Annotated in this window: 27 protein-coding genes; all 27 read left to right on the forward strand. The window is 47.8% G+C overall.

Annotated features, from left to right (window positions below; translation table 11 throughout):
- Positions 1-2 precede the first annotated feature (2 nt).
- The 27 genes from rplD (at position 3) to rplQ (ending at position 13,394) form a co-directional block, all read left to right on the forward strand.
- On the forward strand, positions 3-626 hold the full coding sequence (rplD, locus tag QN370_RS14140) for a 50S ribosomal protein L4 (protein ID WP_322126040.1): 624 nt from the start codon (positions 3-5) through the stop codon (positions 624-626).
- A complete protein-coding gene (gene rplW, locus QN370_RS14145; RefSeq protein WP_009664445.1) occupies positions 623-940 on the forward strand; it encodes a 50S ribosomal protein L23 in 318 nt (105 codons plus the stop codon). The genes rplD and rplW overlap by 4 nt, the downstream gene beginning before the upstream one ends.
- A complete protein-coding gene (rplB, locus tag QN370_RS14150) occupies positions 940-1,767 on the forward strand; it encodes a 50S ribosomal protein L2 (RefSeq protein ID WP_322123687.1) in 828 nt (275 codons plus the stop codon). Before rplW ends, rplB begins: the two co-directional genes overlap by 1 nt.
- Positions 1,768-1,776: 9 nt before the next feature.
- Positions 1,777-2,052, forward strand: coding sequence for a 30S ribosomal protein S19 (gene rpsS, locus QN370_RS14155; protein ID WP_008113170.1), 276 nt, complete (start codon positions 1,777-1,779; stop codon positions 2,050-2,052).
- Between the two features lie 6 nt (positions 2,053-2,058).
- Complete coding sequence (gene rplV, locus QN370_RS14160) at positions 2,059-2,391, forward strand: 50S ribosomal protein L22 (RefSeq protein ID WP_009665822.1); 333 nt, start codon at positions 2,059-2,061, stop codon at positions 2,389-2,391.
- A 9-nt stretch (positions 2,392-2,400) separates the two neighbouring features.
- Complete coding sequence (rpsC, locus tag QN370_RS14165; RefSeq protein WP_322126041.1) at positions 2,401-3,258, forward strand: 30S ribosomal protein S3; 858 nt, start codon at positions 2,401-2,403, stop codon at positions 3,256-3,258.
- 2 nt (positions 3,259-3,260) lie between these two features.
- Positions 3,261-3,680, forward strand: coding sequence for a 50S ribosomal protein L16 (gene rplP / locus QN370_RS14170; protein ID WP_040723969.1), 420 nt, complete (start codon positions 3,261-3,263; stop codon positions 3,678-3,680).
- Between the two features lie 11 nt (positions 3,681-3,691).
- Positions 3,692-3,883, forward strand: a complete 192-nt coding sequence (rpmC, locus tag QN370_RS14175; RefSeq protein ID WP_322123685.1) for a 50S ribosomal protein L29 — start codon at positions 3,692-3,694, stop codon at positions 3,881-3,883.
- The gene (rpsQ, locus tag QN370_RS14180) at positions 3,883-4,158 is read left to right on the forward strand and encodes a 30S ribosomal protein S17 (RefSeq protein WP_009665818.1); all 276 of its coding nucleotides are present in this window, start codon (positions 3,883-3,885) and stop codon (positions 4,156-4,158) included. Before rpmC ends, rpsQ begins: the two co-directional genes overlap by 1 nt.
- Before the next feature lie 213 nt (positions 4,159-4,371).
- Complete coding sequence (gene rplN / locus QN370_RS14185; protein WP_009665817.1) at positions 4,372-4,740, forward strand: 50S ribosomal protein L14; 369 nt, start codon at positions 4,372-4,374, stop codon at positions 4,738-4,740.
- A gap of 9 nt (positions 4,741-4,749) precedes the next feature.
- Entirely contained in the window at positions 4,750-5,064 is a 315-nt protein-coding gene (rplX, locus tag QN370_RS14190) for a 50S ribosomal protein L24 (protein WP_322126042.1), read from the forward strand.
- Positions 5,065-5,069: 5 nt separating this feature from the next.
- Entirely contained in the window at positions 5,070-5,609 is a 540-nt protein-coding gene (gene rplE, locus QN370_RS14195) for a 50S ribosomal protein L5 (protein WP_322126043.1), read from the forward strand.
- A gap of 7 nt (positions 5,610-5,616) precedes the next feature.
- Positions 5,617-5,922: a 30S ribosomal protein S14 gene (gene rpsN, locus QN370_RS14200; protein WP_322126044.1), complete on the forward strand. Its 306-nt coding sequence runs from the start codon at positions 5,617-5,619 to the stop codon at positions 5,920-5,922.
- Between the two features lie 14 nt (positions 5,923-5,936).
- Positions 5,937-6,332: a 30S ribosomal protein S8 gene (rpsH, locus tag QN370_RS14205; protein WP_322126045.1), complete on the forward strand. Its 396-nt coding sequence runs from the start codon at positions 5,937-5,939 to the stop codon at positions 6,330-6,332.
- Between the two features lie 10 nt (positions 6,333-6,342).
- Positions 6,343-6,876 carry a 50S ribosomal protein L6 gene (rplF, locus tag QN370_RS14210; protein ID WP_322126046.1) on the forward strand — a complete coding sequence of 178 codons (534 nt, stop codon included), beginning with the start codon at positions 6,343-6,345 and terminating at the stop codon, positions 6,874-6,876.
- Positions 6,877-6,888: 12 nt separating this feature from the next.
- Positions 6,889-7,251: a 50S ribosomal protein L18 gene (gene rplR, locus QN370_RS14215; protein ID WP_322126047.1), complete on the forward strand. Its 363-nt coding sequence runs from the start codon at positions 6,889-6,891 to the stop codon at positions 7,249-7,251.
- Positions 7,252-7,263: 12 nt separating this feature from the next.
- Positions 7,264-7,782: a 30S ribosomal protein S5 gene (rpsE, locus tag QN370_RS14220; protein WP_009665904.1), complete on the forward strand. Its 519-nt coding sequence runs from the start codon at positions 7,264-7,266 to the stop codon at positions 7,780-7,782.
- 10 nt (positions 7,783-7,792) lie between these two features.
- A complete protein-coding gene (gene rpmD, locus QN370_RS14225) occupies positions 7,793-7,972 on the forward strand; it encodes a 50S ribosomal protein L30 (RefSeq protein ID WP_322126048.1) in 180 nt (59 codons plus the stop codon).
- 26 nt (positions 7,973-7,998) lie between these two features.
- On the forward strand, positions 7,999-8,430 hold the full coding sequence (gene rplO / locus QN370_RS14230; protein WP_322126049.1) for a 50S ribosomal protein L15: 432 nt from the start codon (positions 7,999-8,001) through the stop codon (positions 8,428-8,430).
- Positions 8,431-8,455: 25 nt separating this feature from the next.
- Entirely contained in the window at positions 8,456-9,787 is a 1,332-nt protein-coding gene (gene secY / locus QN370_RS14235; RefSeq protein WP_322126050.1) for a preprotein translocase subunit SecY, read from the forward strand.
- Positions 9,788-9,812: 25 nt separating this feature from the next.
- Entirely contained in the window at positions 9,813-10,031 is a 219-nt protein-coding gene (gene infA, locus QN370_RS14240) for a translation initiation factor IF-1 (protein ID WP_005663428.1), read from the forward strand.
- Between the two features lie 40 nt (positions 10,032-10,071).
- Complete coding sequence (rpmJ, locus tag QN370_RS14245; RefSeq protein WP_322126051.1) at positions 10,072-10,185, forward strand: 50S ribosomal protein L36; 114 nt, start codon at positions 10,072-10,074, stop codon at positions 10,183-10,185.
- Positions 10,186-10,213: 28 nt separating this feature from the next.
- A complete protein-coding gene (gene rpsM / locus QN370_RS14250) occupies positions 10,214-10,579 on the forward strand; it encodes a 30S ribosomal protein S13 (protein ID WP_322126052.1) in 366 nt (121 codons plus the stop codon).
- Positions 10,580-10,619: 40 nt separating this feature from the next.
- Entirely contained in the window at positions 10,620-11,024 is a 405-nt protein-coding gene (rpsK, locus tag QN370_RS14255) for a 30S ribosomal protein S11 (protein ID WP_322126053.1), read from the forward strand.
- Positions 11,025-11,172: 148 nt separating this feature from the next.
- Positions 11,173-11,796 (forward strand): 30S ribosomal protein S4, encoded by a 624-nt coding sequence (gene rpsD, locus QN370_RS14260; RefSeq protein WP_322126054.1) that lies wholly within the window; start codon positions 11,173-11,175, stop codon positions 11,794-11,796.
- Positions 11,797-11,893: 97 nt separating this feature from the next.
- A complete protein-coding gene (locus QN370_RS14265) occupies positions 11,894-12,871 on the forward strand; it encodes a DNA-directed RNA polymerase subunit alpha (RefSeq protein ID WP_322126055.1) in 978 nt (325 codons plus the stop codon).
- Between the two features lie 127 nt (positions 12,872-12,998).
- Positions 12,999-13,394, forward strand: a complete 396-nt coding sequence (rplQ, locus tag QN370_RS14270) for a 50S ribosomal protein L17 (protein ID WP_322126056.1) — start codon at positions 12,999-13,001, stop codon at positions 13,392-13,394.
- Positions 13,395-13,706 lie beyond the last annotated feature (312 nt).

Below are 13,706 nucleotides of genomic sequence, written 5' to 3' on the forward strand. Positions count from 1 at the left end.
TAATGGAACTCAAGCTCCTTAATGACAAAGGTCAAGCGGCATCCGATGTGGCAGCGCCCGATACTATTTTCGGTCGTGATTACAACGAAGCGTTGATCCATCAGGTTGTAGTCGCTTATCAAGCTAACGCTCGTAGCGGCAACAGCAAGCAAAAAAATCGTGAAGAAGTTCATCACACCACCAAGAAGCCTTGGCGGCAAAAAGGCACGGGTCGCGCTCGTGCTGGTATGTCGTCATCACCTTTGTGGCGTGGCGGCGGTCGGATTTTCCCAAATTCGCCTGATCAGAACTATTCGCACAAAGTGAACAAGAAGATGTATCGCGCTGGTTTGTGCTCGATCCTTTCTCAGTTAGCTCGTGAAGGTCGTCTGTCCGTGATCGAGGAAATTGCTCTCGAGGCACCGAAGACAAAACTGCTTTCATCAAAGTTGAAAGAAATGGGATTGCTCGAGTCAGTGTTGATCATTGCTGACAATATTGACGAGAATCTGGCACTTGCTTCACGCAATTTGCCTCATGTCCTGATTGTTGAGCCACGTCATGCTGATCCTGTGTCGTTGGTCTTTTACAAGAAAATTGTAATTACCAAGGCCGCATTGGCAAAGATTGAGGAGATGTTGGCATGAGCGCGAATCTGAAATTCAGCGAAGAGCGTTTGATGAAGGTCTTGCTCGCTCCGGTTATTTCGGAAAAAGCTACCTTCGTTGCAGAGAAAAATGAACAAGTCGTTTTTCTGATCATGCCTGACGCAACCAAGCTTGAAGTCAAAGCTGCGGTTGAGTTGCTTTTCAAGGTCGAAGTTGAGTCCGTGCAAGTAGCGAACCGCCAAGGCAAGAAAAAGCGCTCGGGTAAATTCAACGGCCGTCGCAATCATACGCGTCGGGCATTTGTTTGCTTGAAGCCTGGTCAGGAAATCAACTTCACCGAGGAGGCTAAATAATGGCACTCGTTAAAGTAAAACCAACTTCACCAGGCCGTCGCGGCATGGTCAAAGTGGTCAATGCCGATCTTTATAAAGGTCGTCCATTTGCTGGTTTGATAGAAGCGCAATCAAAGAGTGCTGGCCGTAATAATAACGGTCACATCACGACACGTCATATTGGTGGCGGTCACAAGCAACATTATCGTGTTATCGACTTCCGTCGTATCAAAGATGGTATTCCTGCGAAAGTGGAGCGTATTGAGTACGACCCTAATCGGACAGCTAACATTGCTTTGCTTTGCTATGCAGATGGTGAGCGTCATTACATCATTGCTACAAAAGGCATGGCTGTTGGTGATCAGGTAATGAACGGTTCAGAAGCGCCGATCAAATCAGGTAACTGTTTGCCAATTCGCAATATCCCGGTCGGTACAACAATGCATTGCGTTGAAATGTTGCCAGGTAAGGGGGCTCAGATGGCTCGTACAGCTGGAGCTGGCGTTGTCCTGATGGCTCGAGATGGCACATATGCTCAGGTGCGTTTGCGTTCGGGTGAAGTACGTCGTGTCCACGTTGAATGTCGTGCGACGGTTGGTGAAGTCGGTAACGGCGAACACAATCTTCGAAAAATTGGTAAAGCCGGTGCAATGCGTTGGCGCGGTGTTCGTCCTACCGTTCGCGGTGTGGTAATGAACCCGGTCGACCATCCACATGGTGGTGGTGAGGGTAAAACTGCAGCTGGTCGCCACCCAGTTTCGCCATGGGGTCAGCAAACCAAAGGCAAGAAGACACGTCGCAACAAGCGTACTACGTCAATGATCATCTCGCGCCGCGGCAAGAAATAAGGATAGAAAATGACACGTTCATTGAAAAAAGGGCCGTTCTGTGACGCCCACCTTGTGAAGAAGGTTGAGACTGCGCAGGCGATCAAAGACAAGAAGCCAATTAAGACTTGGTCACGTCGTTCGACTATCATGCCGGACTTCATTGGCCTGACTATCGCGGTGCATAACGGCAAGCAACATGTGCCGGTCTATGTTTCTGAAAACATGGTTGGCCATAAACTTGGTGAATTCGCATTGACCCGTACGTTCAAGGGTCACGCCGCCGATAAGAAGGCTAAGAAATAAGGTTTGATGATGGAAACTAAAGCTACCCTCCGTGGTGTGCGCCTTTCGGCTCAAAAGGGCCGTCTTGTTGCAGACCTTATCCGGGGAAAAAAAGTCGATCAGGCGTTGAATATTTTGCAGTTTAGTCCGAAGAAAGGCGCCGTAATTATCAAGCGCGTTCTGGAGTCTGCAATCGCTAACGCAGAGCACAACGACGGTGCCGATATTGATGAGTTGAAAGTTACAACAATCTATGTCGAAAAAGGTTCGGTCCTCAAGCGCTTTACAGCGCGTGCAAAAGGCCGGGGTGATCGTATCTCGAAACAATCCTGTCACATTTATGTGACTGTCGGAAACTAAGGGGTCACGATGGGACAGAAGATTCATCCAACAGGATTTCGCTTATCAGTAACGCGCAATTGGGGTTCACGTTGGTATGCAGGCAATGCAAATTTTGCCAGCATGCTGATTGAAGATCTTAAGGTTCGTGCTTATTTGAAGACGAAATTGAAGAACGCTTCGGTCGGTCGCGTCGTTATCGAGCGGCCTGCAAAGAATGCACGCATTACGATTTACAGCTCACGACCTGGTGTCGTGATTGGTAAAAAGGGTGAGGACATTGAGGTACTGAAGACAGCCCTTGGTAAGATGATGGGTGTTCCGGTTCATGTCAATATCGAAGAAATTCGGAAGCCAGAAACAGATGCGCAATTGATTGCTGATTCTATTGCTCAGCAGCTTGAGAAGCGCATTATGTTCCGGCGTGCCATGAAGCGTGCAATGCAAAATGCGATGCGTCTCGGTGCTCAAGGTATCAAGATCATGTCGTCGGGCCGTTTGAATGGTATCGAAATTGCACGTAAGGAATGGTACCGCGAAGGTCGTGTTCCACTTCATACGTTGCGTGCTGATATTGATTACGGTTTTGGCGAGGCATTGACCACCTACGGCATCATTGGCATCAAGGTATGGGTCTACAAAGGTGATCGTCTCGCGAGTGGCGAAACGCCAACCGTTGACGTTGCTGGCGATGACGACAAGAAGCGTCGTGGTCCACGTCGCGATGACGGGAAACCAAGTTCGCGTCCACGTACTGCACGTCCTGATGGTCCTCCTGGCGCGAGTGCTCCCGGTTCGGCACCTGCGGCAAAACGTGTTCGCGCTAAGAAGCCTGACGGTCCTGCTGATGCAGCAGTTCCGGCACTAGCTGAGAAAGCAGGAGAATAATCATGCTGCAACCAGCACGCAGAAAATACCGCAAGGAACAAAAAGGACGCAACAAAGGTATCTCTCACTCGAGAGGTACTGCAGTTTCGTTTGGCGAGTTCGGTTTAAAAGCAATCGGTCGTGGTCGCATTACGGCCCGTCAAATTGAAGCCGCACGCCGTGCGATGACACGTCATATTAAACGTGGTGGTCGGATCTGGATTCGTATTTTCCCGGACAAGCCAATTTCGCAAAAGCCAGCCGAAGTTCGGATGGGTAACGGAAAAGGTAATCCTGAATATTACGTAGCTGAAATCCAGCCAGGTAAAATGCTGTACGAGATGGATGGCGTTGACGAGACATTGGCACGTGAGGCGTTTCGTCTCGCTGCCGCTAAACTGCCGCTGTTGACTACGTTCGTCGTTCGTCAAGTCGGCCAATAAAGGGAGTGAATATGAAGACATCAGAACTCCAGGGCAAGGATCAAGCGGCTTTGACTATTGAACTGAACGCGTTGTTGAAGGCTCAGTTTGGTTTGCGCATGCAGATCGCCACCCAGCAGCTGAACAACACGTCTCAACTCAAAAAAGTGCGCCGTGACATTGCTCGTGTAAAAACTGTTATGAACGTGAAGGACGCCAAATAATGAACGATCCAGTGAAGAAGGTAGCGCTCAAGCGCACGCTGATTGGTAAAGTGGTGTCTGACAAAATGGACAAAACAGTTACTGTGTTAATCGAGCGTCATGTTAAACATCCGTTATACGGAAAGATCATCATGCGATCTAATAAGTATCATGCACATGACGAAGCCAACCAGGCCAAGACAGGTGATACGGTTGAGATTCAGGAAGGTCGTCCGATTTCGAAGACAAAGGCCTGGACAGTTACTCGTGTAGTTCAAGCAGTGCAAATAGTTTAAGCAATAGTTGAATGCCCAGCTTATTTCTGACATAATGCTGGGCTTCGCAGTGCTTTGTACTCCACGGGTATTTAAGTAGGCGAATATTAAGATCGAAGTTTTGGAAATTGTCCACCCAATCGGCAATGATTGCAAAATCAGCTGACGGGACCAAGACTGACCGTAATGCCGCATTGTGCGGATTGTTCGGGTTAAGTTGGGAAAGAAAATATTATGATTCAAACTGAAAGCCGGCTAGAAGTAGCCGACAATACCGGCGCGCGCGAAGTTATGTGCATTAAGGTTCTCGGTGGTTCCAAGCGTCGTTATGCTGGAATTGGTGATGTGATCAAGGTTACTGTGAAAGTCGCAGCGCCCCGTGGTCGTGTCAAAAAAGGCGAGATCTATAATGCAGTCGTGGTTCGTACAGCTAAAGGCGTTCGTCGCCAAGACGGCTCACTGGTGAAATTTGATACCAATGCTGCTGTGCTGCTGAATGCGAAGCTCGAGCCGATTGGTACGCGCATTTTTGGGCCTGTGACACGTGAGCTGCGCACTGAGCGGTTCATGAAAATCGTGTCCCTTGCTCCTGAAGTCCTGTAAGGGGTAGTAATGGATAAGATTAAGAAAAACGACGAAGTTATCGTATTGGCTGGTAAAGACAAGGGTAAGCGCGGAACGATTCTCAAGCGAATCGATGCTGATCATGTTTTAGTTGATGGTATCAACATTGCAAAAAAAGCAACCAAGCCGAATCCGATGACTGGTACAACTGGCGGCATCGTTGACAAGTTGATGCCAATTCATGTGTCGAATGTAGCTTTGTTTAATGCTGCAACAGGCAAAGCTGATCGTGTTGGATTTAAAACTGTAGACGGTGGTCTCGTTCGCATTTTTAAATCCAATGGCGAAGCTGTAAAGGTTTAAAGATCATGGCCCGTCTACAAGAGTTTTACAAAGAAAAAATCGTCGCAGATTTGACAGCTAAGTATTCATACAAGTCTGTGATGGAAGTGCCGCGGATTTTAAAGATCACCTTAAATATGGGCTTGTCAGAAGCGATTGCTGATAAGAAGATTATTGAGCATGCGGTAGGGGATCTGACCAAGATTGCTGGACAAAAGCCAGTCGTTACAAAAGCTCGTAAGGCGATTGCAGGCTTCAAGATTCGCGAAGGTTATCCTATCGGATGTATGGTCACTCTTCGTGGTGCCCATATGTACGAGTTTCTTGATCGGTTCGTGACAGTTGCGTTGCCACGTGTTCGCGATTTCCGAGGTATCTCAGGTCGCGCTTTTGACGGCCGTGGTAACTACAATATCGGCGTAAAAGAACAGATTATTTTTCCCGAGATTGAGTATGACAAGATCGATGTGTTGCGTGGTATGAATATTAGTATCACGACAACCGCCAAGACCGACGATGAAGCGAAATCGCTACTCGCCGCCTTTAAATTCCCGTTTAGAAACTGAGGCTGCCATGGCAAAGCTGGCATTGATTAACCGCGAACAGAAGCGTGCTGATCTAGTGAAGAAATTCGCTGGTAAGCGTGCAGCGTTAAAGGCAATCATTGATGACCAATCGAAGTCGGACGAAGAGCGCTACGAAGCGCGTCTGAAGTTGCAGGCGCTGCCTCGCAATTCTGCTCCGACACGGCAACGCAATCGTTGTGCGTTGACTGGTCGCCCACGTGGCACTTTCCGTAAGTTCGGTTTGGGCCGTATTAAACTCCGTGAAGTCGCCATGCGTGGTGAAGTTCCCGGTATGACAAAAGCAAGCTGGTAATAGGAGAATATGCAATGAGTATGAGCGATCCTATCGCCGATATGCTGACCCGTATCCGCAACGCGCAGGTTGTACAAAAGACTTCGGTTTCGATGCCGTCGTCAAAAGTAAAAATTGCGATTGCTATCGTTCTCAAGGACGAGGGTTACATCGAAGATTTCGCAGTCACCGAAGCCGGTGGTAAAGCGGAACTCAAAATCGGTTTGAAGTATTACGCTGGTCGTCCAGTAATTGAGCGCTTGGAGCGCGTGTCCCGTCCTGGGTTACGTATCTACAAGGGCAAGGATGATATTCCTAACGTCATGAATGGGCTTGGTGTGGCAATTGTTTCCACTCCTAAAGGCGTCATGACAGACCGCAAAGCGCGCGCAACCGGTGTCGGTGGCGAAGTTATTTGCTACGTCGCCTAAGGAGTGCAAGATGTCACGAGTAGGTAAAATGCCAGTAGCGCTGCCAAGTGGCGCTGAAGCGATAATTTCTGATCAGGCGATTACTGTCAAAGGTCCGCTTGGTACGCTTATCCAGGCCTTAAATGGTTTGGTTAAAGTTGAAAATAATAATGGTGCACTAGTTTTTGTACCGGCTGATGACAGCCGGGAAGCTAATGCGATGTCTGGTACGTTGCGTGCACTTGTGAATAACATGGTTAACGGCGTTACCAAGGGCTTCGAAAAGAAGCTTAATCTGGTTGGTGTCGGCTACAAGGCGCAGGCTCAGGGTGACAAGTTAAATCTGTCGCTTGGGTTTTCACATCCTGTAGTTCATCAGATGCCAGACGGAGTAACTTGTGCTACGCCAACGCAGACTGAGATTCTCATTAAAGGAATCAATCGTCAGCGTGTTGGTCAGGTTGCAGCCGAAGTTCGCGCTTACCGCCCACCCGAGCCTTACAAAGGCAAGGGCGTCCGTTACTCGGATGAAGTGGTCGTAATTAAAGAAACTAAGAAGAAGTAATAGGGGTTGACGATGGATAAGAAACAATCACGTCTGCGCCGCGCACGCCAAACTCGTGCAAAGATCGCAGAGTTAAAGGTTACACGCCTAGCCGTTCACCGGACTAATTTGCACATCTATGCAAGTATCATTGGCCCCGATGCGACGGTTCTTGCATCGGCTTCGACTCTTGAGGCAGAAGTTCGTTTAGAGCTTGCAGGCCTTTCGGGTAAGGGCGGAAATGCAGCTGCTGCGGCAGTTGTCGGTAAGCGAGTGGCTGAGAAAGCTCTTGCTGCTGGCATCGCTGAGGTTGCGTTTGATCGCTCTGGTTTTAGATACCACGGTCGCGTCAAGGCAGTTGCCGAAGCGGCTCGTGAAGCTGGTCTGAAGTTCTAAGGAAAATTCATCATGGCAAAAATGCAATCCAAGATGCAAAGCGAGAAGCCAGATGATGGCATGCGCGAAAAAATGATCGCTGTTAACCGCGTGACCAAAGTGGTCAAGGGCGGTCGGATCATGGGTTTCGCTGCACTCGCGGTAGTTGGTGATGGTGAGGGTCGTATTGGTATGGGTAAGGGCAAGTCTAAGGAAGTGCCAGTTGCCGTACAAAAAGCGATGGAAGAAGCCCGCCGCAAGATGATCAAGGTCACTTTGAAAAACGGCACTCTGCAACACACTGTTACTGGTAAGCATGGTGCATCGTCAGTTCTGATGGCCCCTGCAAAAGAAGGTACGGGCGTTATTGCTGGTGGTCCTATGCGTGCGATATTCGAAGTCATGGGTGTGACCAACGTTGTGGCAAAGTCGAATGGTTCTACGAATCCTTATAACATGGTTCGTGCAACACTGAACGGTCTCGCCAAAATGAACACTCCTTCTGACATCGCTGCTAAGCGTGGTAAGTCAGTCGAAGATATCTTGAGCTAAGGTGAATGTAATGTTGAAAACAGTAAAAGTCACATTGGTCAAAGGCTTGATCGGTACGCGTGAGACCCACCGTGCAACCGTGCGCGGGTTAGGTCTTCGTGGGATTAATTCGGTTTCGGAGCTTGAGGATACGCCGTCAGTTCGCGGCATGATCAATAAAGTTTCTTACCTCGTAAAAGTCATTTCGTAAGCGCAGGCTTGCGATTAGGAAAAATTATGGAATTGAACGGTATTCAACCAGCAGACGGTGCAAAGCACTATAAGCGTCGGGTGGGTCGTGGAATTGGCTCCGGCATTGGTAAGACAGCTGGTCGCGGGCACAAGGGTCAAAAGTCTCGTGCGGGTGGCTTTCATAAAGTTGGTTTTGAAGGCGGTCAGATGCCTTTACAGCGTCGTCTCCCTAAGCGTGGTTTCAAATCGCTCGCTACGCCTTACAAGGCTGAAGTTCGGTTGTCGGATCTCGAGCGCTTACCTGTTGGCGAGGTTGATATCCTTACGTTAAAGCAAGCTGGAGTTATTTCCGATCTTGCCCGCGTAGTACGGGTTATTCTTTCTGGCGATCTTACAAAGAAGATGTCCTTAAAGGGTCTTATCGTTACAAAGGGTGCCAAGGTAGCTATTGAAGCTGTTGGTGGGTCCGTTGCGTAACGTATCAATCTGATTGGAGCAGTAATTGGCGACTAGTCCTCAGCTTGCTAAAAGTTCATCGAGTGGTTTCCCTTGGGGCCGGTTATGGTTTTTACTTGGAGCCTTGGTAGTTTTCAGGCTTGGTGCTCATATACCGGTACCTGGGATTGATCCTCTTCAATTAGCGCAGTTGTTCAAGCAAAACCAGGGTGGCATTCTTGGAATGTTCAACATGTTTTCGGGAGGAGCGTTATCGAGATTTACGGTGTTTGCTCTCGGAATCATGCCTTACATATCTGCTTCGATCATCATGCAGTTGATGTCGATAGTTTCTCCCCAGCTAGAGGCGTTAAAGAAGGAAGGTGAATCTGGTCGTCGTAAGATCACTCAATACACACGATACGGAACACTGTTCCTCGCTCTTTTTCAAGCTTTAGGCATCGCAGTTGCTCTTGAATCACAGGCAGGTTTAGTATTAGATCCTGGTCTGGCTTTCCGTTTCACATGCGTCGTAACCTTAGTAACTGGCACGATGTTTTTGATGTGGTTGGGTGAGCAAATTACTGAGCGCGGTCTTGGCAATGGTATTTCGATTATAATCTTTGCCGGCATTGCTGCCGGGCTGCCCACCGCGCTGGGTGGTTTGTTTGAGCTGGTTCGTACGGGTTCGATGAATGCTTTCTCTGCAATTTTTATCTGTCTTATCGTTGCAGCAGTAACGTTTATTGTCGTATTCATCGAGCGTGGGCAACGGAAGATTTTAGTTAATTATGCTAAGCGGCAAGTTGGTAACAAGATTTATGGCGGTCAGAGTAGTCACCTACCACTTAAGCTAAATATGGCGGGTGTTATTCCACCGATTTTTGCGTCGTCCATAATCTTGTTCCCTGCAACTATTACGAGTTGGTTCACTTCTGGTGCGACTACAAACCCTTTTGTAAGATTTTTGAAGGATTTGTCCGCTTCAATGGCTCCGGGTGAACCTATTCACGCGTTGTTGTACGCCGTTGCGATTGTTTTTTTCTGTTTCTTTTACACTGCTCTTGTATTCAATAGCAAGGAAACAGCAGATAACTTGAAAAAGAGTGGTGCATTTGTTCCTGGAATCAGGCCTGGTGATCAGACAGCTCGATATATAGACAAGATCCTTACTCGCTTGACTTTGGCTGGAGCGGTGTACATCACTTTAGTATGTCTGCTTCCTGAGTTTCTTGTCGCGAAATACAAAGTTCCGTTCTACTTTGGCGGTACATCTTTATTGATCATCGTAGTAGTAACGATGGATTTTATGGCGCAGGTTCAAAACTACGTCATGTCGCAGCAATACGAATCACTACTTCGTAAAGCGAATTTCAAGGGCGGAATTCCGACACGCTAAGCGCCCAGGAGACCGAGCATACCGAATGGCAAAAGACGACGTAATACAGATGCAGGGTGAGATTCTCGAGAATCTTCCTAATGCGACCTTCAGAGTAAAGTTAGAAAATGGACATGTTGTTTTAGGTCATATTTCTGGGAAGATGCGAATGAACTATATCCGTATTCTTCCTGGCGACAAGGTAACGGTTGAGCTCACGCCATATGATCTAAGTCGGGCACGTATTGTTTTCCGTACAAAGTAATATTAATTTCTAGTCTAGAACTGAAAGAGAGAGGGCCAAAATGAAAGTGCTCGCATCAGTTAAGCGGCTCTGCCGCAACTGTAAGATCATTAAGCGCAAAGGCGTCGTTCGAGTCATTTGCATCGAACCGCGCCATAAACAGCGCCAAGGTTAATTTAACGTTATTGATTGAGGAATAACGAATGGCACGTATTGCAGGGGTTAATATCCCAAATCATCAACATACCGTAATTGGCCTTACAGCCATCTTCGGAGTCGGTCGTCCACGCGCAATTAAAATCTGCGAGAGCACGGGCGTTCTTTCTACAAAGAAAATTAAGGATCTTGACGATAGTGAACTAGAGAAACTTCGCGATGAAATCGCCAAGTTTGTCGTGGAAGGTGATCTTCGTCGTGAGGTCTCAATGAACATCAAGCGATTGATGGATTTGGGTTGCTATCGTGGGTTACGTCATCGTAAGGGTTTACCGTGCCGTGGTCAGCGAACACGTACCAATGCGCGCACGCGCAAGGGTCCGCGCAAGGCAGCCCAGTCGTTGAAAAAATAATCAGACATTTGTCTGATTCGATGGAATCTAGGAAATAATCATGGCAAAATCCCCAAACAACGCTGCTTCGGCTCGCGTTCGTAAAAAAGTTAAAAAGAATGTCGCTGAGGGAATCGCACATATTCATGCGTCTTTCAATAACACGATTATTACCATCACCGATCGTCAAGGTAATGCGTTGTCTTGGGCGACTTCTGGTGGGGCCGGTTTTAAGGGTTCGAGAAAATCGACTCCTTTTGCCGCGCAGGTTGCTGCTGAGGCCGCTGGTAAAGTTGCAGTTGAGTGTGGCGTTAAGAACCTGGAAGTACGCATTAAGGGTCCTGGACCTGGTCGTGAATCCGCTGTGCGTGCGCTCAACAATCTGGGCATAAAGATTACCCAGATTCAAGACGTGACTCCGGTTCCGCACAACGGCTGCCGTCCTCCAAAGCGCCGTCGCATATAATTCGCATTTGTATTTAACTGCCGCCTGTCTGAGTTGTTGATCGGCGGCATAAATTTAAGCCCACTGTTTGATAGTTGGTAGATCAAACTAGCGATTCGGTTTTGAGTTTTTTTCTCGTTCCGTTTCGTTATATTTTAAAGGATTCACCGTGGCACGTTATATTGGTCCAAAGGCAAAGCTTTCCCGTCGTGAAGGTACTGACCTCTTTCTGAAAAGTGCTCGCCGTTCGCTTGACTCTAAATGTAAGTTAGATTCGAAGCCTGGTCAGCACGGTCGTACTTCAGGTGCTCGTACGTCTGATTATGGTAATCAGCTGCGTGAAAAGCAAAAAGTAAAACGCATGTATGGCGTGATGGAGCGTCAGTTCCGACGTTATTTTGCTGAGGCAGATCGTCGTAAGGGTAATACCGGCGAGACCTTGTTGAAGTTGTTAGAAGCTCGTCTTGATAATGTTATTTATCGGATGGGATTTGGATCGACGCGGGCAGAAGCCCGTCAGCTTGTGTCGCACAAAGCATTCACAGTTAATGGAATAGTTGTGAACATTGCTTCATATCAGGTGAAAGTCGGGGATATGATCGTTGTTCGTGAAAAGGCTAAGAAGCAAGTCCGTATTGTTGAGGCGCTTTCTCTTGCCGAGCAGATCGGTATGCCTTCATGGGTCGCCGTAGATTCAAAGAAGATGGAAGGGACATTCAAATCCGTTCCTGACCGTAGCGAAATCGCGCATGACGTCAATGAGTCGTTGATCGTCGAACTCTATTCCCGTTAATAGTTCAGGTTTGAGCCCGCCAGTATTCTGGCGGGCTTTTGTTCGTGTTGTCAGCCTTATCGGTGTAATGAGCCGAGGGTATTGAAAAGGATTTGAAATGCAGAACAGTTTCTTGAAGCCCCGTATTATTGAAGTTGAGGCCCTTGGTGCCGGACATGCGAAAGTAGTGATGGAACCCTTCGAGCGCGGCTATGGCCACACTTTGGGTAATGCATTGCGGCGCGTCCTTTTGTCGTCAATGGTTGGCTATGCTCCAACTGAAGTGACTATTGCTGGCGTAGTCCACGAATATTCATCTCTAGATGGTGTGCAAGAAGACGTTGTTGATATGCTCCTGAATTTGAAAGGTGTGGTCTTCAAATTGCATAATCGCGACGAAGTCACATTGACCTTGAAAAAAGAGGGTGAGGGCGAGGTTTTAGCTTCTGATATAGATTTACCTCATGACGTCGAACTTATCAATCCAAGTCATGTGATCGCTCACTTGACGGCCGGCGGTAAGCTAGACATGCAGATAAAAGTCGAAAAAGGCCGCGGCTATGTGCCAGGTAACGTTCGTCGTTTAACTGAAGATGCTAACAAGACAATTGGCCGTATTATTCTTGATGCTTCTTTTTCACCTGTGCGTCGAGTTTCTTATTCGGTCGAGTCAGCCCGCGTTGAGCAGCGCACCGACCTTGATAAATTAGTAATTAATATCGAGACAAACGGCGTAATTTCACCTGAGGAAGCAATTCGGCAGTCGGCACGTGTTCTTGTTGATCAGCTAAACGTGTTTGCGGCCCTTGAGGGTACTGAGGCTGCGGCGGAAGCACCATCTCGCGCGCCTTCAGTTGATCCTATTTTGCTTCGCCCGGTAGATGATCTTGAACTGACAGTTCGTTCAGCGAATTGCTTAAAAGCTGAAAATATTTATTACATTGGTGATCTTATTCAGCGTAGTGAAAACGAGTTGCTGAAGACGCCTAATCTGGGTCGTAAGTCACTTAACGAGATCAAAGAAGTGTTGGCGTCCCGTGGTTTGACGTTGGGAATGAAGCTGGAAAATTGGCCGCCTGCAGGTTTGGAAAAATAAAGCTGTATGTATTCGTATCGAGGTCCATAATGCGACCTCGTTATTTTTTTGAATACCGGCCCGCGTCGTAGTGGTTACTTCGACGATCGAAGAGCTGGGTTTATATTTTTATATTAAAGGATTTATCATGCGTCATCGCCACGGTCTTCGTAAATTAAATCGTACCTCCTCACACCGTCTTGCAATGCTTCGGAACATGACTGTTTCGTTGTTGCGCCATGAAGCCATCAAAACCACTTTGCCTAAAGCCAAAGAGTTGCGTCGCGTCATTGAACCGATTCTTACGCTTGGAAAAACAGATTCACTTGCTAACAAGCGTCTGGCTTTCAATCGATTGCGTGACCGCGAAATGGTGGTTAAATTATTTGCAGAACTTGGTCCGCGTTACGCAAACCGGAATGGTGGCTATCTCCGGATCCTCAAAATGGGTTTCAGGGTTGGTGACAATGCTCCGATGGCTTACATTGAGCTGTTGGATCGACCCGATGACTCGGCAGCTGTCGAGTTGGATGATGCTGAGTAATTTTGTTCTTGTGGCACCGTGTTAAAGAAAACCAGGCTCGCCTGGTTTTTTCATTTCTCCGTATATTTAACAGAACGATCGATCGTTGTGGGAGTCTTCCGGTTGAATCACTCCGTAGCCTGCTTGGCAATCACTGCCTACACCTCAGCGGATCCGTTTCGTTTTCTTCGTTTTATCTCCTGACCTGGTGTTTTTATACATTTGAGATGTTGTTAGTTCCGCAGATGCAAAGAGCGTAAGCGCCTCACGAGCAACGTCTTGACCAATTTTGCTTCGTAGTAAATGCAGGATTTAGCGCGAAGCGGTGCCAAG

Source organism: Actimicrobium sp. CCI2.3, assembly GCF_035019065.1.
In the GTDB taxonomy this organism is placed as follows: Bacteria; Pseudomonadota; Gammaproteobacteria; order Burkholderiales; family Burkholderiaceae_D; genus Actimicrobium.

Coding starts and splice junctions, on each gene's coding strand:
- rplD (WP_322126040.1), top strand. CDS start 3: ATGGAACTCAAGCTCCTTAATGACAAAGGTCAAGCGGCATCCGATGTG.
- rplW (WP_009664445.1), top strand. CDS start 623: ATGAGCGCGAATCTGAAATTCAGCGAAGAGCGTTTGATGAAGGTCTTG.
- rplB (WP_322123687.1), top strand. CDS start 940: ATGGCACTCGTTAAAGTAAAACCAACTTCACCAGGCCGTCGCGGCATG.
- rpsS (WP_008113170.1), top strand. CDS start 1,777: ATGACACGTTCATTGAAAAAAGGGCCGTTCTGTGACGCCCACCTTGTG.
- rplV (WP_009665822.1), top strand. CDS start 2,059: ATGATGGAAACTAAAGCTACCCTCCGTGGTGTGCGCCTTTCGGCTCAA.
- rpsC (WP_322126041.1), top strand. CDS start 2,401: ATGGGACAGAAGATTCATCCAACAGGATTTCGCTTATCAGTAACGCGC.
- rplP (WP_040723969.1), top strand. CDS start 3,261: ATGCTGCAACCAGCACGCAGAAAATACCGCAAGGAACAAAAAGGACGC.
- rpmC (WP_322123685.1), top strand. CDS start 3,692: ATGAAGACATCAGAACTCCAGGGCAAGGATCAAGCGGCTTTGACTATT.
- rpsQ (WP_009665818.1), top strand. CDS start 3,883: ATGAACGATCCAGTGAAGAAGGTAGCGCTCAAGCGCACGCTGATTGGT.
- rplN (WP_009665817.1), top strand. CDS start 4,372: ATGATTCAAACTGAAAGCCGGCTAGAAGTAGCCGACAATACCGGCGCG.
- rplX (WP_322126042.1), top strand. CDS start 4,750: ATGGATAAGATTAAGAAAAACGACGAAGTTATCGTATTGGCTGGTAAA.
- rplE (WP_322126043.1), top strand. CDS start 5,070: ATGGCCCGTCTACAAGAGTTTTACAAAGAAAAAATCGTCGCAGATTTG.
- rpsN (WP_322126044.1), top strand. CDS start 5,617: ATGGCAAAGCTGGCATTGATTAACCGCGAACAGAAGCGTGCTGATCTA.
- rpsH (WP_322126045.1), top strand. CDS start 5,937: ATGAGTATGAGCGATCCTATCGCCGATATGCTGACCCGTATCCGCAAC.
- rplF (WP_322126046.1), top strand. CDS start 6,343: ATGTCACGAGTAGGTAAAATGCCAGTAGCGCTGCCAAGTGGCGCTGAA.
- rplR (WP_322126047.1), top strand. CDS start 6,889: ATGGATAAGAAACAATCACGTCTGCGCCGCGCACGCCAAACTCGTGCA.
- rpsE (WP_009665904.1), top strand. CDS start 7,264: ATGGCAAAAATGCAATCCAAGATGCAAAGCGAGAAGCCAGATGATGGC.
- rpmD (WP_322126048.1), top strand. CDS start 7,793: ATGTTGAAAACAGTAAAAGTCACATTGGTCAAAGGCTTGATCGGTACG.
- rplO (WP_322126049.1), top strand. CDS start 7,999: ATGGAATTGAACGGTATTCAACCAGCAGACGGTGCAAAGCACTATAAG.
- infA (WP_005663428.1), top strand. CDS start 9,813: ATGGCAAAAGACGACGTAATACAGATGCAGGGTGAGATTCTCGAGAAT.
- rpmJ (WP_322126051.1), top strand. CDS start 10,072: ATGAAAGTGCTCGCATCAGTTAAGCGGCTCTGCCGCAACTGTAAGATC.
- rpsM (WP_322126052.1), top strand. CDS start 10,214: ATGGCACGTATTGCAGGGGTTAATATCCCAAATCATCAACATACCGTA.
- rpsK (WP_322126053.1), top strand. CDS start 10,620: ATGGCAAAATCCCCAAACAACGCTGCTTCGGCTCGCGTTCGTAAAAAA.
- QN370_RS14265 (WP_322126055.1), top strand. CDS start 11,894: ATGCAGAACAGTTTCTTGAAGCCCCGTATTATTGAAGTTGAGGCCCTT.
- rplQ (WP_322126056.1), top strand. CDS start 12,999: ATGCGTCATCGCCACGGTCTTCGTAAATTAAATCGTACCTCCTCACAC.